This is a genomic window from Streptomyces physcomitrii (assembly GCF_012273655.1).
Lineage (GTDB): Bacteria > Actinomycetota > Actinomycetes > Streptomycetales > Streptomycetaceae > Streptomyces > Streptomyces physcomitrii.
In genome coordinates, this window is sequence record NZ_JAAWWP010000007.1 from 18,354 (window position 1) to 41,053 (window position 22,700).

21 protein-coding genes and 5 tRNA genes are annotated in these 22,700 nt (G+C 73.4%); 17 read left to right on the forward strand and 9 right to left on the reverse strand.

All coding sequences use genetic code 11. The annotated features are described in order from the left end of the window. Positions 1–91 precede the first annotated feature (91 nt). The 6 genes from HFV08_RS13265 to HFV08_RS13290 all read left to right on the forward strand — a co-directional run bounded on the left by HFV08_RS13265 (position 92) and on the right by HFV08_RS13290 (position 1,424). Complete coding sequence (locus tag HFV08_RS13265) at positions 92–817, forward strand: HAD family hydrolase (protein ID WP_168539148.1); 726 nt, start codon at positions 92–94, stop codon at positions 815–817. A gap of 90 nt (positions 818–907) precedes the next feature. Further along, positions 908–979, forward strand: a tRNA-Gln gene (locus HFV08_RS13270). 21 nt (positions 980–1,000) lie between these two features. Next, positions 1,001–1,073: transfer RNA gene (locus HFV08_RS13275), tRNA-Glu, on the forward strand. Positions 1,074–1,158: 85 nt separating this feature from the next. Then, positions 1,159–1,231: transfer RNA gene (locus HFV08_RS13280), tRNA-Glu, on the forward strand. Positions 1,232–1,254: 23 nt separating this feature from the next. Further along, positions 1,255–1,326 (forward strand) — tRNA-Gln (locus HFV08_RS13285). 25 nt (positions 1,327–1,351) lie between these two features. After that, positions 1,352–1,424: transfer RNA gene (locus HFV08_RS13290), tRNA-Glu, on the forward strand. An 80-nt stretch (positions 1,425–1,504) separates the two neighbouring features. Here HFV08_RS13290 and HFV08_RS13295 read toward each other — a convergent pair. Further along, on the reverse strand, positions 1,505–2,152 hold the full coding sequence (locus HFV08_RS13295; RefSeq protein WP_168539150.1) for a MerR family transcriptional regulator: 648 nt from the start codon (positions 2,150–2,152) through the stop codon (positions 1,505–1,507). An 80-nt stretch (positions 2,153–2,232) separates the two neighbouring features. Here HFV08_RS13295 and HFV08_RS13300 point away from each other — a divergent pair, with 80 nt between their 5' ends. Continuing rightward, entirely contained in the window at positions 2,233–2,826 is a 594-nt protein-coding gene (locus HFV08_RS13300) for a DUF4188 domain-containing protein (RefSeq protein WP_168539152.1), read from the forward strand. 75 nt (positions 2,827–2,901) lie between these two features. On the opposite strand, the gene ndgR is transcribed toward HFV08_RS13300, so the two are convergent. Beyond that, on the reverse strand, positions 2,902–3,618 hold the full coding sequence (ndgR, locus tag HFV08_RS13305) for an IclR family transcriptional regulator NdgR (protein WP_040247869.1): 717 nt from the start codon (positions 3,616–3,618) through the stop codon (positions 2,902–2,904). A gap of 190 nt (positions 3,619–3,808) precedes the next feature. On the opposite strand from ndgR, the gene leuC reads away from it, so the two are divergent. The 4 genes from leuC (at position 3,809) to HFV08_RS13325 (ending at position 7,138) form a co-directional block, all read left to right on the forward strand. Continuing rightward, positions 3,809–5,242 carry a 3-isopropylmalate dehydratase large subunit gene (gene leuC, locus HFV08_RS13310; protein WP_168539154.1) on the forward strand — a complete coding sequence of 478 codons (1,434 nt, stop codon included), beginning with the start codon at positions 3,809–3,811 and terminating at the stop codon, positions 5,240–5,242. Positions 5,243–5,247: 5 nt separating this feature from the next. Further along, on the forward strand, positions 5,248–5,841 hold the full coding sequence (gene leuD, locus HFV08_RS13315) for a 3-isopropylmalate dehydratase small subunit (protein WP_168539156.1): 594 nt from the start codon (positions 5,248–5,250) through the stop codon (positions 5,839–5,841). A 261-nt stretch (positions 5,842–6,102) separates the two neighbouring features. Continuing rightward, positions 6,103–6,330 carry an SCO5555 family protein gene (locus HFV08_RS13320; protein WP_168539158.1) on the forward strand — a complete coding sequence of 76 codons (228 nt, stop codon included), beginning with the start codon at positions 6,103–6,105 and terminating at the stop codon, positions 6,328–6,330. Between the two features lie 160 nt (positions 6,331–6,490). Beyond that, positions 6,491–7,138, forward strand: coding sequence for an HU family DNA-binding protein (locus tag HFV08_RS13325; protein ID WP_168539160.1), 648 nt, complete (start codon positions 6,491–6,493; stop codon positions 7,136–7,138). 195 nt (positions 7,139–7,333) lie between these two features. Here the strand turns inward: HFV08_RS13325 and HFV08_RS13330 are convergent, their stop codons facing one another. Together HFV08_RS13330 and cofC are read right to left on the reverse strand one after the other, a co-directional pair. Then, entirely contained in the window at positions 7,334–7,537 is a 204-nt protein-coding gene (locus HFV08_RS13330; protein ID WP_168539162.1) for a hypothetical protein, read from the reverse strand. 32 nt (positions 7,538–7,569) lie between these two features. Then, positions 7,570–8,205, reverse strand: coding sequence for a 2-phospho-L-lactate guanylyltransferase (gene cofC / locus HFV08_RS13335; RefSeq protein ID WP_168539164.1), 636 nt, complete (start codon positions 8,203–8,205; stop codon positions 7,570–7,572). Between the two features lie 192 nt (positions 8,206–8,397). On the opposite strand from cofC, the gene HFV08_RS13340 reads away from it, so the two are divergent. From HFV08_RS13340 to HFV08_RS13350, 3 genes are all read left to right on the forward strand, one after another. Further along, positions 8,398–9,207: a lysophospholipid acyltransferase family protein gene (locus tag HFV08_RS13340; RefSeq protein ID WP_168539166.1), complete on the forward strand. Its 810-nt coding sequence runs from the start codon at positions 8,398–8,400 to the stop codon at positions 9,205–9,207. After that, a complete protein-coding gene (locus HFV08_RS13345) occupies positions 9,204–10,214 on the forward strand; it encodes an NAD(P)H-dependent glycerol-3-phosphate dehydrogenase (RefSeq protein ID WP_168539168.1) in 1,011 nt (336 codons plus the stop codon). The genes HFV08_RS13340 and HFV08_RS13345 overlap by 4 nt, the downstream gene beginning before the upstream one ends. Before the next feature lie 79 nt (positions 10,215–10,293). After that, positions 10,294–11,442, forward strand: coding sequence for a D-alanine--D-alanine ligase family protein (locus tag HFV08_RS13350; RefSeq protein ID WP_168539170.1), 1,149 nt, complete (start codon positions 10,294–10,296; stop codon positions 11,440–11,442). Between the two features lie 41 nt (positions 11,443–11,483). On the opposite strand, the gene HFV08_RS13355 is transcribed toward HFV08_RS13350, so the two are convergent. Both HFV08_RS13355 and HFV08_RS13360 read right to left on the reverse strand, forming a co-directional pair. Next, a complete protein-coding gene (locus tag HFV08_RS13355) occupies positions 11,484–11,984 on the reverse strand; it encodes a DUF3515 domain-containing protein (protein WP_168539172.1) in 501 nt (166 codons plus the stop codon). A gap of 20 nt (positions 11,985–12,004) precedes the next feature. Beyond that, complete coding sequence (locus HFV08_RS13360; protein ID WP_168539174.1) at positions 12,005–12,238, reverse strand: Lrp/AsnC family transcriptional regulator; 234 nt, start codon at positions 12,236–12,238, stop codon at positions 12,005–12,007. 288 nt (positions 12,239–12,526) lie between these two features. Here HFV08_RS13360 and HFV08_RS13365 point away from each other — a divergent pair, with 288 nt between their 5' ends. Then, positions 12,527–13,492 carry a thiamine-phosphate kinase gene (locus HFV08_RS13365; RefSeq protein ID WP_168539176.1) on the forward strand — a complete coding sequence of 322 codons (966 nt, stop codon included), beginning with the start codon at positions 12,527–12,529 and terminating at the stop codon, positions 13,490–13,492. Next, positions 13,489–14,313 (forward strand): bifunctional hydroxymethylpyrimidine kinase/phosphomethylpyrimidine kinase, encoded by an 825-nt coding sequence (thiD, locus tag HFV08_RS13370; protein WP_168539178.1) that lies wholly within the window; start codon positions 13,489–13,491, stop codon positions 14,311–14,313. The genes HFV08_RS13365 and thiD overlap by 4 nt, the downstream gene beginning before the upstream one ends. Before the next feature lie 155 nt (positions 14,314–14,468). Here thiD and rpmB read toward each other — a convergent pair whose 3' ends face one another. Then, the gene (gene rpmB / locus HFV08_RS13375; RefSeq protein ID WP_040247828.1) at positions 14,469–14,654 is read right to left on the reverse strand and encodes a 50S ribosomal protein L28; all 186 of its coding nucleotides are present in this window, start codon (positions 14,652–14,654) and stop codon (positions 14,469–14,471) included. 227 nt (positions 14,655–14,881) lie between these two features. Here rpmB and HFV08_RS13380 point away from each other — a divergent pair, with 227 nt between their 5' ends. Next, a complete protein-coding gene (locus HFV08_RS13380) occupies positions 14,882–16,801 on the forward strand; it encodes a fatty acid kinase ATP-binding subunit FakA (RefSeq protein ID WP_312885591.1) in 1,920 nt (639 codons plus the stop codon). Positions 16,802–16,818: 17 nt separating this feature from the next. Here the strand turns inward: HFV08_RS13380 and HFV08_RS13385 are convergent, their stop codons facing one another. Together HFV08_RS13385 and HFV08_RS13390 are read right to left on the reverse strand one after the other, a co-directional pair. After that, complete coding sequence (locus tag HFV08_RS13385) at positions 16,819–20,547, reverse strand: ATP-binding protein (RefSeq protein ID WP_168539182.1); 3,729 nt, start codon at positions 20,545–20,547, stop codon at positions 16,819–16,821. Further along, on the reverse strand, positions 20,544–22,388 hold the full coding sequence (locus HFV08_RS13390; RefSeq protein ID WP_168539184.1) for an HSP90 family protein: 1,845 nt from the start codon (positions 22,386–22,388) through the stop codon (positions 20,544–20,546). Before HFV08_RS13390 ends, HFV08_RS13385 begins: the two co-directional genes overlap by 4 nt. Positions 22,389–22,700: the final 312 nt, after the last annotated feature.

Sequence of the window (22,700 nt, forward strand, 5' to 3'; positions counted from 1 at the left end):
CCGCGCGCGTCCCCGGCCGCTACTGTCGGAGCAGGGCCACCCGGCGACGGGGAGCCGCGGGACGGGAGCCGGGAGACGGGGAGAGCGGGCAGTGACCATCGAAGCCGTTGTCTGGGACATCGACGACACCCTCTTCGACTACGCGGGCGCCGACACCGCGGGCATGCGGGCCCATCTCGCCGCCGAGGGCGTCCTGGACCACCACGAGTCGGCCACCGCCGCGCTCGCCGAATGGAAGCGGATCACCCAGGTCCACTGGGCCCGCTGCGAGGCGGGGGAGACCGACTTCCTCGGCCAACGCCGGGACCGCGTAAGGGAGTTCCTCGGCACCCGGCTCGACGACGGGCAGGCGGACGCCTGGTTCGAGCGGTACGTCGTGCACTACGAGGCGGCCTGGTCGCTCTTCCCCGACAGCCTGCCCGCCCTCGACGCGCTCACCGGGCACTACCGGCAGGCCGTGCTCTCCAACTCCGCGCTGCCCAACCAGGAGTACAAGCTGCGCACCCTCGGCGTCCGCGAGCGCTTCGAGGCCGTGCTGTGCGCGGTCGAACTCGGCGTCGCCAAGCCGGAGGCGGCGGCCTTCCTCGCGGTGGCCGAGGCGCTGGGCCTGCCCCCGGAGCGGATCGCCTATGTGGGCAACGAACCCGACATCGACGCCCGGGGCGCCCGGGACGCCGGAATGCTCGGCATCTGGCTCGACCGGCTCAACTCCCCCTTGCCCACGCCGTCCGGAGTCCGGCGGATCTCCACGCTCGGCGAACTTCAGGCCCTGCTCGGCGGCCATACTCGTTTTGGAGCGCCGTCCACCTTCGGGTAATGTTCTTCCTGCGCCGCCCGGAAGGGGCCCAAAGCCCGGCCGGTCGGCGTACGGATAAGCAGAAGCCCTCAGCAGGGGCTTGCGCTTTGATGGCCTATGGTGTAATTGGCAGCACGACTGATTCTGGTTCAGTTAGTCTAGGTTCGAGTCCTGGTAGGCCAGCTCGCAGAGCTCATCTGCAAAGCCCCCGTTGTGTAGCGGCCTAGCACGCCGCCCTCTCAAGGCGGTAGCGCCGGTTCGAATCCGGTCGGGGGTACAGATCCATCCCGCGGTGACAGCCGGGTAGCTCCCACTGTCCGAGCGGTGACAACACTCGGCTCCGGCCGGGTGGGATCGCCAGGGCCCCCGTTGTGTAGCGGCCTAGCACGCCGCCCTCTCAAGGCGGTAGCGCCGGTTCGAATCCGGTCGGGGGTACTGCAGGTGGTCTAGACCACCAGTGGGCTATGGTGTAATTGGCAGCACGACTGATTCTGGTTCAGTTAGTTTAGGTTCGAGTCCTGGTAGCCCAGCTCGATCGTGCACAGCACGGTCCGCGCCCCCGTTGTGTAGCGGCCTAGCACGCCGCCCTCTCAAGGCGGTAGCGCCGGTTCGAATCCGGTCGGGGGTACGCAGACGAAGGGCCCTCCGCGGTGGCGGAGGGCCCTTCGGCGTTCCCCGGCCCGGGTGCGTGCCGCCCCGGCGGGAGGCTCAATACCCGTACCGGCGGGCCGATTCCTCCTCCTGGGCCAGCCGCCGCAGGGAGAGCAGCAGTGGCTCGAAGAGCACGGCCGAGCCGACCGCGGTCTCCACCTGCTCCGCCTCCGAGTCGAGCGCCTCCAGTGCGTCCAGGTCGCGCTCCGCCAGTTCGTGCATCGCCCGGGCGTAGGGCAACAGGGTCTCGAGGTCCCCGGGGAAGCCGAGCCGGCGCAGGGTGGCGAGTCCGGCCGCCAGGGAGCGGTAGACGGGGGAGAGCGCCCCGATCTGCTGGGCGTTGGACCAGCCGAGCCGGGTCAGCAGCTCCTCCAACTCCGCGGTGGCGGCGGCGACTTCGGGGTCCTCCAGGTCCTCGGCGGGCGGATTGCCCTGGGGGAGTGCCCAGAGCGCGGCACCCAGCCGGATGGTGCGGCCGAGTGAGTCGTCGTCGACATGGCTCAGCACCTCGCGGGCGGTGGCCACCGGCACCTTGCCGATCTGGATCAGCGCGCGCACCAGGCGCAGCCGCCGCAGGTGGTGTTCGCCGTACTCGGCCTGGGTCGCGCTGATCCGGCGGCCCGGCGGGAGCAGGCCCTCGCGCAGATAGAACTTGATCGTCGCGGTGGAGACGCCGCTGTGCTCGCTCAGCTCGGAGAGTCTCATCCCTTGCGCCTCCTGATGGTGAGTGCCACTATCCAAGCATGGATAGTGGAGCTATCCAACGCCGAGCGGGAGGTCCCAGGATGTTCGCGAAACCGGTTCCGGGCCGGGTGGTGGCCGCCGCCGAGGGGGAGGTCGTCGTCCTGCTGATCGGGATGCGCATCAACCACTTCTGGGCGGTGCACCACTGGCTGCCCGTCTTCCTCGCCATGCCCCGCATGCTGCGCGAACTCTCCCGGGACAAGGAGCGCGGGCTGCTCGGCCACACCCTGCTCTCGGGCTCGCCCAGGACGTACTACGTGGTCCAGTACTGGGAGTCGAGGGAGAAGCTGTACGCCTACGCCAAGGCGCCGGACATGTTCCACCGGGCGGCCTGGGCGCGGCTCAACCGCAAGGAGAAGAAGGCCCGTCAGCACGTCGGGCTCTGGCACGAGAGCTACCTGGTGCCCGAGGGCGGCTACGAGAACATCTACTTCGACATGCCCCCGTACGGACTGGCCAAGGCCAAGGGTGTCCTGCCGATCGAGGCGCGGGGCCGCAGCGCCGCCGCCCGTCTCGCGCACCGGACACCCGGGCCGGGGGCGGCGTCCGCGCCGGAGGCGCCTGACGCCGCGGAGGCCGCGCCCGCCGCGGGGTCGGCTCATGTCCCGGAGGCCGAGCGGGGCCGGGTGCGCTGACGGCCCGCCGGGTATCCGGGGCCCGGGCCCCCGGGGGTCCTGCGCGGTGAGGGCGGCGGCCCGCGGGGGAGGCCGTCAGCCGTTGCGGCGCAGGGCCTCCGAGAGGCGGCCCGCGGCGTCGATGACTGCCTGGGCGTGCATCCGGCCCGGGTGCCGGGTCAGCCGCTCGATCGGTCCGGAGACCGAGACGGCGGCGACCACGCGGTTGGACGGTCCGCGTACCGGCGCCGAGACGGAGGCCACCCCGGGCTCGCGCTCGCCGATGGACTGGGCCCAGCCCCTGCGGCGCACCCCGGACAGCGCGGTGGCGGTGAACCGGGCGCCCTGCAGGCCCCGGTGGAGGCGCTCGGGCTCCTCCCAGGCCATCAGGATCTGGGCCGAGGAGCCGGCCTTCATCGTCAGCGTGGAGCCGACCGGCACGGTGTCGCGCAGCCCGGAGAGCCGCTCCGCCGCGGCCACGCAGATCCTCATGTCGCCCTGGCGGCGGTAGAGCTGGGCGCTCTCGCCCGTGACATCGCGCAGGTGCGTCAGCACCGGGCCCGCGGTGGCGAGCAGGCGGTCCTCGCCCGCGGCCGCGGCCAGTTCGGACAGGCGCGGGCCCAGGATGAACCTGCCCTGCATGTCCCTCGCCACCATCCGGTGGTGTTCCAGTGCCACCGCGAGGCGGTGTGCCGTGGGCCGTGCGAGCCCGGTCGCCGCGACCAGCCCGGCGAGGGTGGCCGGACCGGACTCCAGGGCGCTCAATACCAGAGCTGCCTTGTCGAGAACGCCGACGCCGCTAGAGTTGTCCATGCAACGATACTCACGTCTCACTCTGTGAAACGCAAGTTCCTTTTTCCGTGGGACTTGCCACTCTGTAGGGACAGCGGCCCGCGGACCAATCGGGCCCGGTGGGGCATGCCCGGCACTGCGGGCAGCCGACCGCGAACTCTCTAGTGGGGCCGGCGGGCCCGTGACGGACCGCCCGGCCGAAGGGAAAGCGATGGGTAGGACACTCGCGGAGAAGGTCTGGGACGACCATGTCGTCCGGCGCGCCCAGGGCGAGCCCGACCTCCTCTTCATCGATCTGCACCTGCTGCACGAGGTGACCAGCCCGCAGGCCTTCGACGGCCTGCGCCAGAACGGCCGCCCCGTCCGGCGCCTCGACCTCACCATCGCGACCGAGGACCACAACACCCCCACCCTCGACATCGACAAGCCCATCGCGGACCCGGTCTCGCGTGCCCAGCTGGAGACGCTGCGCAAGAACTGCGCGGAGTTCGGGGTGCGGCTGCATCCGCTCGGCGACGTCGAGCAGGGAGTCGTCCACGTGGTGGGCCCCCAGCTGGGACTGACCCAGCCCGGCACCACCGTGGTCTGCGGGGACTCGCACACCTCCACCCACGGGGCCTTCGGCGCGCTGGCGTTCGGCATCGGCACCTCCCAGGTCGAGCATGTGCTCGCCACCCAGACGCTGCCGATGTCCCGCCCGAAGACGATGGCCGTCACCGTGGACGGCGAACTCCCCGAGGGCGTGACCGCGAAGGACCTGATCCTCGCCATCATCGCGCGCATCGGCACCGGCGGCGGCCAGGGCTACGTACTGGAGTACCGCGGCCCGGCCGTCGAGAAGCTGTCGATGGAGGCGCGGATGACCATCTGCAACATGTCCATCGAGGCCGGCGCCCGCGCGGGCATGATCGCCCCCGACGAGACCACCTTCGACTACCTCCGCGGCCGGGCGCACGCCCCCGAGGGCGAGGAGTGGGACGCCGCCGTCGCGTACTGGAAGACCCTGCGCACCGACGAGGACGCCGAATTCGACGCCGAGGTGGTCATCGACGCCGCCGAGCTGGCCCCCTTCGTCACCTGGGGCACCAACCCGGGCCAGGGCGCGCCGCTGTCGGCGCACGTCCCCGACCCGGCTTCGTACGAGGACGCCTCGGAGCGCTTCGCCGCCGAAAAGGCCCTGGAATACATGGGGTTGACGGCCGGGCAGGCGCTGCGCGACATCAGGGTGGACACCGTCTTCGTAGGTTCCTGCACCAACGGCCGGATCGAGGACCTGCGCGCCGCCGCCGAGGTGGTCACCGGCCGCCGGGTCGCCGAGGGCGTACGGATGCTGGTGGTGCCGGGCTCGGCCCGGGTGGGCCTGCAGGCCGTGGACGAGGGTCTCGACCGGGTGTTCAAGGAGGCCGGTGCCGAATGGCGGCACGCGGGCTGCTCCATGTGCCTCGGCATGAACCCCGACCAACTCGCCCCCGGCGAGCGCTCCGCGTCCACCTCCAACCGCAACTTCGAGGGGCGGCAGGGCAAGGGCGGGCGCACCCATCTGGTCTCGCCGCAGGTCGCCGCCGCCACCGCGGTCCTCGGCCACCTGGCCTCGCCCGCCGACCTGTCCGGTGCCCCGGCCGTTCCCGAACCCTCCGGAGTCTGAACACCATGGAAGCCTTCACCACGCACACCGGGCGGGCCGTCCCGCTGCGCCGCAGCAACGTCGACACCGACCAGATCATCCCCGCGCACTGGCTGAAGAAGGTCACCCGCGACGGATTCGAGGACGGGCTCTTCGAGGCCTGGCGCAAGAACCCCGACTTCGTGCTCAACCGGCCCGTGTACCAGGGCGCCACCGTGCTGGTGGCCGGACCCGACTTCGGCACCGGCTCCTCGCGCGAGCACGCCGTCTGGGCGCTGCAGAACTACGGTTTCAAGGCTGTCGTCTCCTCCCGCTTCGCCGACATCTTCCGCGGCAACTCGCTGAAGAACGGCCTGCTCACCGTCGTACTCGACCAGAAGGTCGTGGACGCGCTGTGGGAGCTGACCGAGCAGGACCCGAACGCCCCGGTCACGGTGGACCTCCAGGACCGCCAGGTCCGCGCCGAGGGCGTCACCGCCGACTTCGAGCTGGACGAGAACGCCCGCTGGCGACTGCTCAACGGCCTCGACGACATCAGCATCACGCTCCGCAACGAGGACGACATCGCCGCCTACGAGGCCGCCCGCCCCTCGTACAAGCCGAGCACCGTGCAGCTCTAGGCGGCGCCGCACCGCCTCGCGCCCCCCTTCGTACCCCCGGCCGTCCTCGGTCGGGGGTACGCCCATTCGCGCGCTTCCCCGGCGCCCGGAGGCATCCGGGGGACCGACACGCCGGAAGGCTCAACTCCCTTGATTCGAGGGGCACAAGAGAGCTTTCGGCCCTGTTCAGAGACGGTATCCGGCTACCGCCACCACCCCGTACGGACCGGGCAGTTGCGCCCCCCGCAGGCGACAACTCGCCCCAGATGGCACAATCGGCGCATGGACCGCGACGACCAACTCGAGCTCTACGAGGCCGTGGCGGACCAACTGAAAGAAGCGCACGCAAGGGTGCGCGCACTGCAAGTCCCGGAGGGCGTACGGATGGCGCTGACCCGGAAGCTGCTGGTCATCACGGCCGTGGCCAAACACGATCTGACACAGGCGGCAAGGCGTCTGGAGCGATTGACCGCGGATCTCGACGCGGGTCGATTCCCGGAAGAGGCCTGAACGCCAAGCCCTGGGCCGCGCAACGAAGTCCACAGGAACCCCGTTGGTTGCGGCACAAGGGTGATTACACCGTTTCGTGTTTGATTTGCGGTATATATCTGCCTAACGTGCGAAAAAGCTTGGACACATTCGTTCCGGCAATGTCTCCGAAGGGGAAGACGTGAACAAGGCGCAGCTCGTAGAAACGATTGCCGACAAGGTCGGCGGGCGTCAGCAGGCCGCCGATGCTGTCGACGCCGTACTCGACGCCATCGTCCGCGCCGTTGTCGGCGGAGACCGGGTCTCGGTCACCGGCTTCGGCTCGTTCGAGAAGGTCGACCGGCCCGCCCGATACGCCCGCAACCCGCAGACCGGCGAGCGGGTTCGGGTCAAGAAGACCTCGGTGCCGCGCTTCCGCGCGGGCCAGGGATTCAAGGACCTGGTGAGCGGCTCGAAGAAGCTCCCCAAGAACGACGTCGCGGTGAAGAAGGCCCCCAAGGGCAGCCTCACCGGCGGCACCAAGACCACCGCCAAGGCCGCGGCCAAGAAGGCGACCGCCAAGAAGGCCACCGCGAAGAAGGCCACCACCGCCCGTAAGACGGCGGCGAAGAAGGCGACCGCCAAGACCACGGCGAAGAAGGCCACCGCCAAGAAGTCCGCGGCGAAGAAGTCCACGGCCAAGAAGGCGGCGACGAAGAAGTCGGCCGCCAAGAAGGCCACCGCCAAGAAGACCGCCCCCGCGAAGAAGGCGACCGCCAAGAAGGCGCCCGCCCGCAAGTCGACGGCCCGCAAGACCACTGCCAAGAAGGCGACCACTCGCCGGAAATAAGCCCACGGGCCGCTCACGCGCCGGGCCGGACTCCCTCGGGAGCCCGGCCCGCGGCGTTTTGTCACGGTGTGTGGTGAGAGGGGCGCAGGGGGTGCGGCGATCGGCCCCGGCTCCGGTCCGCGTCCCGTGCGGCGGCCCCGGAGCGGCCGGACCCCGAACGGCCCCCCGAGGCTTCGGGAATGTCCCGGGGCCGGGTCAGAAAGTCTGCAGCGTGATGAGGGTGATCCGCCGGTCCTCGCCCTCGCCGGACATCTCGATACGCACCCGCTGCCCGGACCTGAGCAGCCGCAGACCGCCCGCGTCGAAGGCGGCGGCGTCGAAGGGCACCGGCGTCCCGTCGTCGAGGAGCACACTGCCGGTGCGGGAATCGGGATCGTAGGTGTACGAGGTCGCCTGCATGGCCGCAAGCGTAGTCGAGCAGATCCCGGGGCTCATTCGGCGATCAGCAGCCGGGACGCGGCGGCCAGGGTGTGCGGGCCCACGCCCAGGGCGAAGGCCGCCCGCAGATCCTCGCCGGTGTCGACGTCCTGGCGTACCGAATCCACTTCCGAGAGCAGAATTTCGCGGGCGCCGGAAGCGAGATGGCGGGTACGGGAAGCCTCTCCGAATGCGGGCCGCAGGGAATTGCCGGGAAGGGCGCTCAGCAAAGTCGTGCCCCGCCGGGCGGCGTCCGCGACAAATGCGCGGCCGAAGGGTTCGGCGGCTTTCAGCACCCGGCCCAGTTCCGCCGGGCGAAGGGCCGGAAGGTCCGCGTTCATCGCCGCGACCGGGGCCCGGGGGCGGATCCGCCGGGCCGCCCGTACCCCTTGCCGCAGCGCCGCGTTGAGGCCGCTGCCCGGCGGATCGGGCACGATCCGGGCGCCGAGCCGGGAGAGTTCGGCCGCCGCGTGTGGGTCGTCCGTCACCACCGTGACCTCCCCGACCGGCGGGCAGTTCAGCGCCGCGGCCACCGTGTCGAGCGCGAAGGCGAGGGCGAGGCGGGGGCGGAGCCCGTCGCCCGCGAACGGCGTGAGCCTGCTCTTGCCGAGCCCGAGCGGCTTCAGTGGAATGACCAGAGTCCATTGCACCTGTAGGGTCCGTCCCTTCCTTCGCGCCCCATTGTGACCGCCCGGCCCCGTCTCCCGGGCGCCGGTGAGCGCCCGGAGCGCGGAGATGGGTGGTGTGGGCAACGACAGGGGGGCGTACGGTGTCTCTCGACAGACCGGCGGCCCGGGGCGACACTTGTGCGGCCGAGAAGCAGCTAGAGGAAGGTGTCGCGCGTGTCCCGCCGCAAAATCGGCTTCTGGTACCGCCTTGCCGCGGTCATCTGCAAACCGCCGCTGGTGGTTCTGGTCAAGCGGGACTGGCGCGGAATGCAGCACATTCCTGCCGACGGCGGTTTTATCACCGCGGTGAACCACAATTCGCTGATCGATCCGTTCCTCTACGCGCACTTTCAGTACAACTCGGGTCGCGTTCCGCGTTTCATGGCCAAGCACAGTCTTTTCGGCAAGGGAATCGCGGGCACCTTCATGCGGGGCACCGGGCAGATCCCCGTCTACCGCGAGAGCACCGACGCCCTGAGCGCCTTCCGCGCCGCCATCGCCGCGGTGGAGAGCGGGGAATGCGTGGCCTTCTACCCGGAGGGCACCCTGACCCGCGACCCCGGCCTGTGGCCGATGACCGGAAAGAGCGGGGCGGCCCGGGTCGCCCTGCAGACCAAATGCCCGGTCGTCCCGGTCGCCCAGTGGGGCGCCAACGAGGTGCTCGCCCCGTACTCCAAGAAGCCGCGGCTCTTCCCGCGCAAGACGCACCGCGTCCTCGCCGGGGAGCCGGTGGACCTCTCGCGCTTCTACGACCGGGAGATGACGCCGGAGGTCCTCAAGGAGGCCACCGAGGCCATCATGGCCGCCATCACCGCGCTCCTGGAGGACGTCCGCGGCGAGAAGGCCCCCGCCCGCGCCTACGATCCGCGCCGCGAACGCATCGAGCAGCGGCGCCGGTCCGCGGCCGCCCGGCGGCAGGCCGGGGACCTCGCGAGCGGCGCCCGGCCCGCCGACAGCGCGGACGCCGCGAAGGACGCCACGTGAGCGACACCGTCAAGGCAGCGGTCTTCGGCACCGGTTCCTGGGGTACGGCCTTCGGCATGGTGCTCGCCGACGCCGGCTGCCAGGTCACCCTGTGGGGACGGCGCCCCGAACTCGCCGCCGCCGTCAACTCCACCCGGACCAACCCCGACTACCTGCCGGGCATCGAACTCCCGGCGAACCTCGGCGCCACCACCGACGCCGCCGAGGCCGCCGCCGACGCCGACTTCACGGTGCTCGCGGTGCCCTCGCAGACGCTGCGTGCCAACCTCGCCGCCTGGCAGCCGCTGCTGCACCCCGGCACGGTGCTCGTCTCCCTGATGAAGGGCGTCGAACTCGGCTCCGCGATGCGGATGAGCGAGGTGATCGAGGACGTCACCGGCGCCGGCGCGGACCGTGTCGCCGTGGTCTCGGGGCCCAACCTCGCCCGGGAGATCGCCGCCCGGATGCCCGCCGCCGCGGTGGTGGCCTGCCGCGAGGCCGCGGTCGCCGAACGCCTCCAGCGGCACTGCCACACCCCGTACTTCCGCCCGTACACCATCACCGACGTCACCGGCTGCGAACTCGGCGGCGCGGTCAAGAACGTGATCGGCCTCGCCGTCGGCATCGCGGACGGCATGGGCCTCGGCGACAACGCCAAGGGCTCGCTCATCACCCGGGGCCTCGCCGAGACCACCCGGCTCGGGCACGCGATGGGCGCCGACCCGCTCACCTTCTCCGGGCTCGCGGGCCTCGGCGACCTGGTGGCCACCTGCTCCTCGCCGCTCTCGCGCAACCACACCTTCGGCACCAACCTCGGCAAGGGCATGACCCTGGAGGAGACCATCGCGGTCACCAAGCAGACCGCGGAGGGCGTCAAGTCCTGCGAGTCGGTGCTGGATCTGGCCCGGCGGCACGGCGTCGACATGCCCATCACGGAGACCGTCGTCGGCATCGTCCACGAGGGCAAGCCCCCGGTCGTGGCGCTGAAGGAGCTGATGGCGCGCAGCGCCAAGCCGGAGCGCCGCTGAGCACGCGCCCCCACGCGCGCCTGCCACGCGGGCCGCGCGCGCTGACGCGGGCAGTACCAGCGGGTACGCTCATCGCGATATGAGCAGCGAGAACTCCTCCCAGAGCCACGAGACCCGCAAGCCGCGCATCGCCGTCGTCTTCGGCGGCCGCAGCTCCGAGCACGGCATCTCGGTCGTCACCGCCGGTGCCATCCTGCGGGCCATCGACCGCACCAAGTACGACGTGCTGCCCATCGGCATCACACGGGACGGGCGATGGGCGCTCACCGCGGACGAACCGGACCGCATGGGCATCACCGAGCGCCGGGTGCCGAGCGTCGACCAGCTCGCCGAGTCCGCCGAGGGCGCGGTCATCCTGCCGGTCGAGCCCGCCAACCGCGAGGTGGTCTACGCCGAACCGGGCCTGGTGCCCAAGGCGCTCGGGGACGTCGACGTCGTCTTCCCGATGCTGCACGGCCCCTACGGCGAGGACGGCACCCTGCAGGGGATGCTCGACCTCGCCGGGATCCCGTACGTGGGCGCCGGTGTGCTCGCCTCGGCGGTCGGCCAGGACAAGGAGTACATGAAGCGGATCTTCCTCTCCTTCGGGCTGCCGGTCGGGCCCTACCTGGTGGTGCGGCCGCGGGAGTGGGAGCAGGACGAGGCGGGGGCGCGGGCCAGGATCGCGGAGTTCGCCGCCGACCACGGCTGGCCGCTGTTCATCAAGCCCGCCCGGGGCGGCTCCTCGATGGGCATCACCAAGGTCGACTCCTTCGAGGGCCTGGACGAGGCCGTCGCCGAGGCCCGCCGCCACGACCCCAAGTTCCTGGTCGAATCGCTGCTGCGCGGGCGGGAGATCGAGTGCGGGGTGCTCGAGTTCGAGGACGGGCCGCGGGCCAGCCTGCCCGCCGAGATCCCGCCGGTCACCTCGCACGACTTCTACGACTTCGAGGCCAAGTACATCGACTCGGCCTCCGGGATCGTGCCCGCGCCGCTCACCGAGGAGGAGACCGCCGAGGTGCGGCGCCTCGCCGTGGCCGCCTTCGAGGCGACCTCCTGCGAGGGCCTGGTGCGCGCGGACTTCTTCCTCACCGAGGACGGCTTCGTCATCAACGAGATCAATACGATGCCGGGCTTCACCCCGATCTCCATGTACCCGCGGATGTGGCAGGAGAGCGGCGTCGCCTACCCCGAACTCGTCGACCGGCTGATCCAGGCGGCGCTGAACCGCTCCACCGGGCTGCGCTAGCTCGCGAACCGCCGCCGGGCGCGCGCCCGCGGCCACCGGAACTACAGCGTGGAGGCGATCCCCTTGGGGACCGTCCTGCTGATCGGGCCGGCGAAGTCGGTGAGGGGGCCGAGGCCTTCGCCGGTGCGGCCCTCGGGCAGGGTGACCTCGACATAGGCCTTGCGCCGGGCCGTGGTGAAGCGGAAGGAGCCGTCCGGCCGCTTCTCCAGGAGCCAGCCGACGCCGTCCACCTCCACGCCGTCGGCCTTCGGATCGTCCATCTTCGCGGGGCGCTCCACCCCGCAGCGAAGTATGATCGCCGGATCGCCCCAGCCCGCGGTCAGTTCGGACCGCGGCTTCGGGTCGTTCCTCCCGTCCCCGGCGACCTCGCGCGGCAACCGCCCGCCGAGGTCCCGGCACAGCCGCGCCGCCTCGGCGCGGGGGGCGGGGACCTCGGCCTCCGTTCCCCCGTCACCGGAGGTGCAGGCCGTGGCGAGCAGCAGCAGGGCGAGGGCGGCCGGGGGGCCGGCGACGGACGGGCGGCGGGGGAGCGAGAAGTTCACCGGCCAAGCGTAGACGGGGGCTACAGATGCACGACCGGGCAGGTCAGGGTCCGGGTGATCCCGTCGACCTGCTGCACCTTCGCCACCACCAGGCGGCCCAGTTCGTCGACGGTGTCCGCCTTGGCGCGGACGATGACGTCGTAGGGGCCGGTCACATCCTCGGCCCGCACCACACCGGGGATGTCGCTGATCGTCTCGGCGACGGCCGATGCTTTACCGACCTCCGTCTGGATCAGGATGTACGCCTGTACCACGGAACCTCCAGGGCGGCCATGAGGACGCTGTGCAAGGGATCACGTACGGAAAGGGACGCCACGGTACCGCGTCGCCGTGCGCCGCGGGGAGACCCACGGCCGCGACGGCGGACTCCGGGTGCCACAGGCGCGCCGGGCTCGCCCGCCACGACCGTACCGAGCGCGCGGTGTCCCCGCGACCGCGCGCCCAGGGCCCCGGGGGACACTGGGGGCACCCGCACCACCGGACGGCGGAGAGCCGCGGCCCGGGGAAACCAGCAGACCGGTGAAAGGCAAAGGTGAGACGCGGTGAAGGGAACCGTGGGCGAGTTGGGGGAGTTCGGGCTCATCAGGGAGCTCACTTCCCGGCTCACCACCACCCCGGCGGTCCGGATCGGGCCGGGGGACGACGCCGCGGTGGTGGCCGCGCCGGACCGCAGGGTCGTGGCGAGCACGGACATCCTCCTGGAGGGACGGCACTTCCGCCGCGACTGGTCCACCGCCTACGACGTGGGCCGCAAGGCCGCCGCGCAGAACCTCGCGGACATCGCCGCGATGGGCGCCGTACCGACCGCGCTGCTGCTCGGCCTGATCGTGCCGGCCCAACTCCCCGCCACCTGGCCCTCGGAGCTGATGGACGGGCTGCGCGACGAGTGCCAGGTCGCCGGTGCCGCGGTGGTCGGCGGCGACCTGGTGCGCGGCGAGACCATCACCGTCGCCATCACCGCGCTCGGTGACCTGCGCGGCCAGGAGCCGGTGACGCGCGCGGGTGCGCGGCCCGGTGACGTGGTCGCCGTCACCGGCTGGCTCGGCTGGTCCGCGGCCGGTCACGCGGTGCTCTCCCGCGGCTTCCGCTCCCCGCGCGCCTTCGTGGAGGCCCACCGGCGCCCGGAGCCCCCGTACCACGCGGGCCCGGCGGCCGCCGCGCTCGGCGCCACCGCGATGACCGACATCAGCGACGGGCTCATCGCCGACCTCGGGCACATCGCCGAGGCCAGCAAGGTACGGATCGACATCCGCTCCGGCGCGGTCGACGTGCCCTCGCAGATGAACGACATCGGCCAGGCCGTCGGCGTGGACCCCCTGCAGTGGGTGCTCACCGGCGGCGAGGACCACGCGATCGTCGCGACCTTCCCGCCCGAGGCGAAACTGCCCGCCCGCTGGACGGTGATGGGCGAGGTGCAGAACCTCTCCGCGCTGCCGCAGGTCACGGTGGACGGCGCGCCCTGGACCCGCAAGGGCGGCTGGGACCACTTCGGGGACATCGAGTCATGAGCACCCCGCGCACCCCGGGCGGCGCCCCGCCCCGCGTGCTGACCGTCGCCGGTTCCGACTCCGGCGGCGGCGCGGGCATCCAGGCCGATCTGAAGACCATGCTGGCCCTCGGCGTGCACGGGATGAGCGTGCTGACCGCGGTCACCGCGCAGAACTCCCTCGGTGTGCACGGCGCCTGGGAACTCCCGCCGGAGGCGGTGGAGGCCCAGTACCGGGCCGTGGTCGACGACATCGGGGTGCAGGCGGTGAAGACCGGCATGCTATCCTCCGCGGTGCTGGTGGAGACCGTCGCCGGACTCCTCGCCGCGGGCACGGCCCCGGTCGTCGTCGATCCGGTGGGCGTCTCCAAGCACGGGGACCCGCTGCTCGCCGACTCGGCCCTGGACGCGGTACGCCACCGGCTGCTCCCCCTCGCGACGGTGGCCACCCCCAACCTCGACGAGGTGACCCAACTCACCGGTGTCCGGGTGGAGTCCGCCGAGGGGCTGCGCGAAGCGGCCCTGGCGGTCCTGGAGTTCGGCCCGCGCTGGGCGCTGATCAAGGGCGGTCATCTGCCGGGCGAGGCCGTCGACCTGCTCACCGACGGCACCGCCGAGCACTGGCTGCGCGCCCCCCGCCACGACAACCGGCACACCCACGGCACCGGTTGCACCCTCGCCAGCGCGCTCGCCTCGGGTCTCGCCGAGGGACTGCCGGTGCCCGAGGCCGCGGCCCGGGCCAAGGAGTACGTCACCGGGGCGCTCGCCGCCGGGTTCGCGCTGGGGGCGGGGATCGGTCCGGTGGACCACGGCTGGCGGCTCACCGGGGGCGGGGACGCCTGAGGCTCCCGGACCGGTCTACGTCCGGCGGCCGGAGCCGGTGCACCTCGGTGAGCCGATACCGGTCCGTCTCGGGGAGCACATAAGTGAAGGGCCGGCCCACCCGGAGGTGGACCGGCCCTGCACGGCAACCAGCTGAGTGGTCACGCTGCCAGACGTCAGCGCGCGACCTTGCCGGCCTTGATGCACGAGGTGCAGACGTTGAGCCGCTTCGGCGTCCCGCCGACCACGGCACGCACGCGCTGGATGTTCGGGTTCCAGCGACGCGGCGTACGGCGGTGCGAGTGCGAGATGTTGTTGCCGAAGCCCGGCCCCTTGCCGCAGACGTCGCAGTTGGCAGCCACGGGTCACTCCAAAGACTTCAGAACTTACGGTTGAACCCGGCATGCCGGGTCAGAGGTCTGAGTGGCGGTGCCAGGGGAAAAGGCCCGAAAGTATCGGGCAACCGGAGCAGCATACAACGGGTGCTCCGGTTCGACGAAATTACCATGATTGCCTCCGCCCCCCGAACCCGCCCGCAGGTGGGCCTGGGTCTACCCTGCCTCCCAGTCCACCGAGCAAGGAGGCGCGGGTGCCGCAGTTCCTCGACGCCGGCGCCGTACGTGTCTGGTGCGCGCTGGCCCTCGGCGCCCTCGGCCGGGCCCGCGAGGAGATCGACGCGATCAACGTCTATCCGGTCGCGGACGGTGACACCGGGACGAACCTCTATCTGACCCTGGAGTCCGCCGCCCAGGAGATCGAGCGGGTCTTCACCGGCGGCGGGGCCCCCGAGTCCGCCGGGGCCGGCCACCCGCTCTCCCTCGGCGAGGCGGTACGGGCGATGGCGTACGGCGCCCTGATCGGGGCGCGGGGCAATTCCGGAACCATCCTCGCGCAGCTGCTGCGGGGCATGGCCGAGGTCCTCGCCCAGGACGCCCCGGGACCGGTCGGCCGGGACCGGCCGGCGCCGCCCGGATCCGCCGGGGCACAGGCGGCGGACGTACGGGACGGGGCGGCGCCGCCCGCGGAGAGCGGGGACCGCGCCTCGGGGGAGGCCGCCGACGGGCGCCTGCTCGCGCTGGCCCTGCGCCGGGCGGCGGATTCCGCTTACCAGGCCGTCGCGCACCCGGTGGAGGGCACCGTCCTGACCGTGGCCACCGCGGCGGCACAGGCCGCGGACCGGCTCGGCGCCGAACGCGACTGCGGTGCCGTCGCCCGCGCCGCCCACGAGGGCGCCCGGACGGCGCTCGCCGCCACCCGGGGACAGCTCGCCGTGCTCGACCGCGCGGGAGTCGTCGACGCGGGCGGGCGCGGACTGGTGGCGGTGCTCGCGGCCCTGGTGGAGGCGCTGACCGGGCAGCGGCCGGATCCCGCCGGGGGCCGGGGCCAGGGGCGCGGGACGGAATCCTCGGCGGAGGCGGCCTCTTCCGCGGAGCCCGGCACCGGTGGGGGCCCTGCCGTGCGGACCGAGGCGCCGCCCGGGCCCGCGGCGCCGGAGTGCGCCGAGCCCCAGCCCGCGGCCGGGGGCGGCGGGGCCGCGGGTGACACCGGGGCCGTGGATGACGACTCAGGGTCCGCGGACGACGGCACCGGGCCCGCCTTCGAGGTGATCTATCTCCTGGAGGCGGCGGAACCGGCGGTGGCCGCGCTGCGCGAGCGGCTCGACGCCCTCGGTGACTCCCTGGTGGTGGTCGGCGGCGAGGGGCTGTGGAACGTCCATGTGCATGTGGACGACGCGGGCGCCGCGGTCGAGGCCGGGATCGAGGCGGGCCGCCCGTACCGGATCCGGATCACCCACTTCGCCGCCGGGGACGTGCACACCCGCACCGGGCGGCCGCTGCCCGCGCGGGCGCCCCGGGCCGTGGTGGCGGTGGTGCCGGGCGAGGGCCTCGCGGAGCTGTACGCCGAGGCGGGGGCGACGACGGTGCCGCTGCGCCCCGGCCACCAGCTCGCCAGCGCCGAACTCCTCGGGGCCCTGCACCGGGCGCACGCCGAGGAACTGGTTTTGCTGCCCAACGACGCCGAGCTGCGGCACACCGCCGCGGCCGCCGCCGCACAGGCCCGCGCCGAGGGGCTGCGGGTCGCCGTGATCCCGACCCGTTCCGCGGTGCAGGGGCTCGCGGCGCTCGCCGTGCACGAGCCGGAGCGCCGCTTCGACGAGGACGTGGTCCAGATGACCTCGGCCGCCGGTGCCACCCGCCACGGCGAACTGGCCCTCGCCCAGGCGCAGTCGTGGACCATGGCGGGCGTCTGCCAGGCCGGGGACGTGCTCGGCCTCATCGACGGGGACGTGGCCGTGATCGGCGACGACGTCCGGGGCATGGCGGTCACGGTGCTCGACCGGATGCTCTCGGCGGGCGGCGAGCTGGTCACCCTGGTCCTCGGCGAGGAGTTCCCGGACACCTTCGCCGAACAGCTCGAAGAGCACGTACGGGAACGGCACTTGGCGGTGGACACCGTGGTGTACCGGGGCGGCCGGGGGTCGGCGCTGCTGCTGGTCGGGGTGGAGTAGCGGCGGCTGCCGGGCGCTCAAGTGCCCCGGCTCGGCCCGGTGTTGCCCGATTCCCTTGCCGCGAGCCGGAGTTCGGCCGCCTCGGCGCGGTGCCGGGCGGCGCTGTCGGAGACCTCCTCGGCGTACTCCCGCTCGACCAGGCGGGCCCGGTCGGCCGCCACCGCGGGGCGGCCGAGGTGGTGGGCGAGCCAGCCCGCTTCGAGCAGGGCCGCGGCACGGCGTTCGCGCGCGGCCGGGCCCAGCGCGCCGAAGGCCTCGGCGGCGCGGTCCATCAGGCTCAGCGCCTCCTCGTACGCCTGCCGCGCCGCCTCCGGGGCGGGTTCGCCGTCCGGGGTGCCGGGGGCGAGGTGGGGCAGCAGACCGGCGAACTGGTGCAGGGTGTCGGCGTGTTCGGCGGCGAGACGGGTGCGGAGGGCCTCGATTTCGGTGGTTCCGGTCCCGGTTCCGGTCCCGGCCGTCCCGGCGGTTGCGGTGTCCTCGGCGGGTCCGGCAGCCTCGATGGTCTCGGCAGTCCGGGTTCTGTCGGTCGCGGCCGACTCGGCCGTTCCGGTGGCCTGGGCAGTCCCGGTTCTGTCGGTCGTGGTGGTGTCGGCGGTCGCGTTGTCCTCGGCCGTCTCGGTGGCCTCGGTGGTTCGGGTGGTTCCGGTGGTCCTGATGGTCCCGGCCTCCTCGGCATTCCGCAGTGCCGTCTCGGCCTCTCGCAGGGCGGTGGCCATCAGGGTGCGGGCGTCCTCGGGTGCGTCGAGTTCCCGGGCCAGCCAGGCGCGGGCCCGCAGGCTGCGGACCAGGCCGGGGGTGTCGCCGAGGCCGCGCCACAGCTCGGAGGCGCGGGCGTAGGCGCGGGCCGCCTCGTGGGGCAGCCCGGCCCGGCCGAGCGCCTCGCCCGCGAGGTGGGCGAGGGCCGCGTGGTCGTCCTGCTCCGGCCGGCTGCGGGCCGACTCGGCCGCCCGGAGCCAGTGTTCGGCGGCGGCACGGTGTTCGCCGAGGGCGCTGAGGCTCTCGCCGAGCCACCAGCGCGTCTGCATCACGGCGCCCTCGCCGTGGGTCTCGGCCGAGAGTTCGGTGAGGACGCCTTCGAGTACCTCGGCGGCCTCCGCGTGCCGGTTCTCGCGCAGCAGCAGCCCGCCGAGCCGGTGGCGCGCCCAGGCGCCCAGGGTGCCGCTCTCGCCCGCCTCGTCCGCCCAGTGCGCCGCCTCCAGGGCGTGCGCGGCCGCCTCGGCGCCCTGTCCCGTCCCTTCGGGTCCTCCGGTGGCGCCGAGGAGGTCGGAGAGGCGCAGGTGCACCCGGGCCCTGCCGGAAGCGGTGAGGTGGCCGCCCCCGTGCTCCAGGGCGGCCCCGGCCGCTGCCAGGGCGCCCGCCAAGTCGCCGCGCCCGCGCAGCAGATCGCTGAGCCGGATCTCGAACTCGGCCGCGAACCAGGGCACTTCGGCGCGTGTGAACCCCTCGGCCGCGGTGCGGTAGTGCGTACCGGCGGCCGTGAACTCGCCCCGGTGCTCCGCCAGTTCACCGAGCGCGGCGTGCGCCTCGGCGAGCCGGGAGGGGAGCGGGGGCTCATCGGCGTGCGCCTCGGCGAACGCGAGCAACTCCTCGGCGGCCCGCTCCGCCTCGCGGAAGGCTTCGTCGGAGGTCTGCTCCGCTTGACGGAAGGCCTCGTCTTGACGGAAGGCCTCGTCGGAGGTCTGCTCCACCTCGCGGCCGAACTCTCCGACTACGCGGCCGAACCCCTCGGCTGCCGGGGCGAACTCCCCGGCTACGGGGGCGACTTGCCCGGCTGCCGAGGCGGATTGCCCGGCGGCGAACGCGGCTTGCGCTTTCCCTTCGCCGACGGCGGCGGAGTCAGCTCGCCCAGCCTCGTCTCGCCCTGCCTTGTCTCGCCCTGCCCCGTCCTCGATCGTGGAGACGGTCTCCCTCGCGGCCCCGGGTCCTGCCACGGCCCCGGTCTCTTCCCCGGTCGCGTCCGCCCGGGCCACCCCGGCCAGCAGCACCCGTACCCGCGCGGCGAGGACCGCGGCGGTCCCCGAGGCTCCCGTGGCGCCCCGGGAGTGCAGGGCGAGGACCCGGGAGCGGGCCTCGGCCGCGGTTGCCCGGGCCTCGGGCAGGAGGCCGGTGCGGGCGAGTACCGCGGCGGCGCGGGCGCGGCAGGCCTCGGCCTCGCCGGGGTCGGCCGCCTCCTCGAAGAGGGCGGCCGCCTCGTGCAGGCGGGCCACCGCCTCGTCGGGCTCCGTCGCCGCGTCCCAGGCGCGGTGCTCGGCGATCCGGGCGCGGTCCCGGGCGCTGAGGGCGCGGTCACCGGCCTCCGCCGCCCGTGCCACCGCCGCCCAGGCTGCCACCGCCTCCGGGCGCTGGGCCGCGGTCGCCGCCCGTGCGTGGTCCAGGAGCGCGGCCAGCCGGTCCGTGGCGGCGGGGGCGTCCCCGGCACCGAGACCGTCTGCCCGCTGCCCTCCGGCACCGGGAGCGGAACCGTCACCGGGAGGGTCACCGGCACCGGGAGCGGCACCGGCGGGCGGTAGGGACGCGGCGGCGGTCGACGGGGGCTCGGCGGGCGGCAGGGACCCGGCGGTCGGCAGGTTCTCGGCGGCCGGTACCGGCGCAGGGCGCGGTACGGTCGCCGGCCGGGTCGTACGGATGCCGAGGGGCAGGCGCTCCGCGAGCGGCTGCGCGGACATGCGGGCGCGGACGCGGGCGCCGAGGTGGCCGGTGCCGTTGCGGGCGTCGAAGCGGGCGGCCAGGGCCAGGGTCTCGGCGCGGGCGTAGGCGGCGAGCCCGGCGGCCTGCCAGGTGCGGCCCGCCGGACCCGGCACCTGCTGGGAGCCGTGGCCGAGGGCGACCAGGCGGTCCATCAGGCGGGTCACCACGGCCAGGAACTCCATCCGGCTCAGCGGGTCGCCGTCGGCGGTGAAGTAGGCGGGGCGCTCGGCGAGCAGTTCCAGGGCACGGGGTTCGTTGCCGGTGAGCGCGCAGAACTCGACGTGGTCCGCGAAGGCCTCCCGCATGCTCTCCATCGGGCGCACCAGGCGCAGCCCGCGCAGATGGTTCGCGCGGGCCTCGTCCGGGCGGCCCTCGCGCAGCAGCGGCAGAAGCGAGGAGGCGAGGGCGGCGTGCGGTTCGTGGGCGCAGCTGTGCTCGCCGGACAGGACCGGTGCCCACAGGGCGAGGGCGGCGCGGTCCTCGCCCCGGTGGGCCTGCCAGGAACCCTGCTCGTGCAGTTCGCAGGCGTGGCAGTCGGCCATGTCGTCGCGGTCGGCGGCGAGCCAGGCCTCGTAGGCCCGCTGGGCGCGCGCGGTGTCGCCGATGTGGCGGGCGACGGCGTGCTCGCAGGAGCGCACCGCCCGCTCGGAGTGCCCGGCGAGCCGGTAGCGGTGCGCCATCTCGGCGAGCCACTTCTCGATGGAGGCGAGCGGGATGTGCGGCTGTTCGAGCATGCCCGCGGACATCCACTTGAAGACCCAGTGCAGGGAGTGCGCCTCGTAGGAGTCGAAGTCGGCCGGGCGCTCGTCCCACATGCGCAGCAGCCGCGCGAAGGGCACGAACATCTTGTCCTTCTCGGAGCTGTAGTTGTACGACCGCAGCTGGTGTCCGAGGGCCTCCACCACCGCGAGCGGGATGCCGAGCCGCTCGGCCTCGGCGAGCAGCTGCTCGGCGCGGGCGTTGCGGGCCGGGCCCTCCGGCTGCTCGTCGTTCTCGGCGACGGCCGCCCGCAGCTCGCCGAAGTCCATGGCCGGGGAGCCGGGCCGGGGGTGGCTCATGTGCCGTCCTGTTCCGGGGCGTGGTGGGTGGCCCATTCGAGCAGGCCGAGGAAGGAGCGGTTGAGGAGCGCCGAGTCGGCGGGGCGCAGCGGGCGCTGGGCCATCAGCAGTGCCTGGCCGTAGAGGGATTCCACCGCGGTGCCGACGAGTTCGGAGTCGCCGAGCGAACTGACGCGCCGTACCAGCGGGTTGAGGTGGTTGAGGACGAGGCGGGCGCGCGGGGCCTCGCCGCGCAGCGAGCCGAGGATGCCCGCCCAGAGCTCGTCGGCGCCCTCCGCGGCCTCCTCGCGGGCCTGTTCGTGGCGGGCGGCCCGGTCGTCCAGGTGCAGGGCGGGCACCGAGAGCGGGTGGAAGGAGCGCAGCGCCACCTCGCAGCCGAGCGCGTCGAGCCGGGCGCGGGCGGTGCCGAGGAACCCGGCGAGCGCCAGCTCCTCGGCGGGCTCGACGGGATCCAGGTGCGCGGTGACGGTGTCGGCGTCGAGTTCGGCGGCCACCGTGCCCGGGCGGACCGAGGGCAGCGCCTCGATGAGGGCGGCGTCGTAGGTGTAGCCGCCGTTGACGACGCCGATGCCCTGGGCGGCGGCGATCGGCGCGACCTGGCGGAACTCCTCCACGGTGCGGGTGAAGTGCACCACCGGGTGCCGCCCGGCGAACTCCTCCAGGCTGAGCTGCCCGTCGGTGGTCTCGAAGGGCAGCCAGGGCAGCATGGTGCGCAGCATGTCCGGGTCGTGGCGGGCCAGCGACTTCACGCCGAGGTGGTGCACGGCGAGGAAGGCGCCGAGCCGCTCGGGGTCCCCGGCCGCGAGGCGGGCGAGCCAGTCCCGCAGATGGGCGCCGAGGGCGTCCCGGACGGTGGCGAGGGTCTCGTCCTCGTACAGGGACTCGCGCGAGGCGGTGGGCCGCAGGCTGTCCGTGTCGAGGACGCAGCGCACGAAGAACGCCCAGTCCGGCAGGAGTTGCTCGGCCCGCTCGGTCAGCAGCATGCCCTTGAGGTGCACCCGGTGGCGGGCGCGCTGGGCCGGGCTGACCGCGGCGGGCAGCACATGGGCGACGCCGCGGACGCCCGCCAGCGGGATGTCCAAGACGATGCTGTCCAGCGGGGTGAAGCCGAAGACCTCCCGGCAGTGCGCGGACAGGGCGCCGCGCCGGGCGGCCGGGCTCGGGTACGAGCGGTCCCAGGGCGCGGGCAGCTCGCCGATCGGCTCCTCGCCGACCCGTACGTCGTAGGGCAGCAGGGCGCCGAAGTCCCGGGCCAGCGCGCGCACCCGGTCCTCGGTCAGCCATTCGCGGGTGTCGCCGCGGGCCACCAGGTGGACGGTGGTGCCCGGTTCGGGGCGCGCGGCCTGATCGAGGGTGCGCACGGTGTACGAGCCGTCGTCGCTCGCGGTCCACTCCACCGGGGGCGCCCCGGGCTCGCGGGCGCTGCGGCTGACCACCCGGATGCGGTCGGCGACCACGAAGCAGGCGAGCAGCCCGATGCCGAACTGCCCGAGGAACCCGGCCTGTCCCTCCCGCGCGGCCTCAAGACCGTCGGCCCGCTTGGAGCTGCGCCCGATGGTGGCGAGCAGGCTGTGCACATCCGCCTCGGTCAGGCCGATGCCGGTGTCCTCCACCCGCAGGGCGCCCTCCTCGGCGTACAGGCGCACCCGGGCCGGGGCGCCGGGCTCCTCGGCGAGGCGGGCGGTGAGGGCGTCGACGGCGTTCTGCAGCAGCTCGCGCAGATAGACCTTGGGGCTGGAGTAGAGGTGGTGGGAGAGGAGGTCCACCAGTCCGCGCAGGTCGACCTGGAAGGAGTGCGGCGACGGCGGTGTCGGCGGGGTCGGCAATGTCGAAGGGTCCATGCTCGCTTCGCCGGTGGGGGGAGGGCGGCGCGGGTCGGGCGGTTCCGGTGGGAACCGCGGGCGGCTGCGGGGGAGGGCGTCATCCTAGGCCGCCGGTCAGCCTTGTGACCAGCCGATCATCGGGTAACTGCCGTGCTGCGGAGGGTGGTCGGCCGCCCGCTCGCGGGGCGCGCGGCCGACTCCCTTGTGGTGTACGGAGGTTGGGCCGGCCCTGCCGCGGGGCGTGGCGCCTTCCGGGTGCGGGCGGGCGGCGGCCGGGTGAGGGCCGGTGCCCGGTTGCCGGGCGTTGTCGGTGCCGTGGTGTCCAATGGG

Bases quoted from the DNA above. Each gene is read 5' to 3' on its own strand.
- HFV08_RS13295 (WP_168539150.1), bottom strand. From the start codon at position 2,152: ATGAGACTCTCCGAGCTGAGCGAGCACAGCGGCGTCTCCACCGCGACG.
- HFV08_RS13300 (WP_168539152.1), top strand. From the start codon at position 2,233: ATGTTCGCGAAACCGGTTCCGGGCCGGGTGGTGGCCGCCGCCGAGGGG.
- ndgR (WP_040247869.1), bottom strand. From the start codon at position 3,618: ATGGACAACTCTAGCGGCGTCGGCGTTCTCGACAAGGCAGCTCTGGTA.
- leuC (WP_168539154.1), top strand. From the start codon at position 3,809: ATGGGTAGGACACTCGCGGAGAAGGTCTGGGACGACCATGTCGTCCGG.
- leuD (WP_168539156.1), top strand. From the start codon at position 5,248: ATGGAAGCCTTCACCACGCACACCGGGCGGGCCGTCCCGCTGCGCCGC.
- HFV08_RS13320 (WP_168539158.1), top strand. From the start codon at position 6,103: ATGGACCGCGACGACCAACTCGAGCTCTACGAGGCCGTGGCGGACCAA.
- HFV08_RS13330 (WP_168539162.1), bottom strand. From the start codon at position 7,537: ATGCAGGCGACCTCGTACACCTACGATCCCGATTCCCGCACCGGCAGT.
- HFV08_RS13350 (WP_168539170.1), top strand. From the start codon at position 10,294: ATGAGCAGCGAGAACTCCTCCCAGAGCCACGAGACCCGCAAGCCGCGC.
- thiD (WP_168539178.1), top strand. From the start codon at position 13,489: ATGAGCACCCCGCGCACCCCGGGCGGCGCCCCGCCCCGCGTGCTGACC.
- HFV08_RS13385 (WP_168539182.1), bottom strand. From the start codon at position 20,547: ATGAGCCACCCCCGGCCCGGCTCCCCGGCCATGGACTTCGGCGAGCTG.
- HFV08_RS13390 (WP_168539184.1), bottom strand. From the start codon at position 22,388: ATGGACCCTTCGACATTGCCGACCCCGCCGACACCGCCGTCGCCGCAC.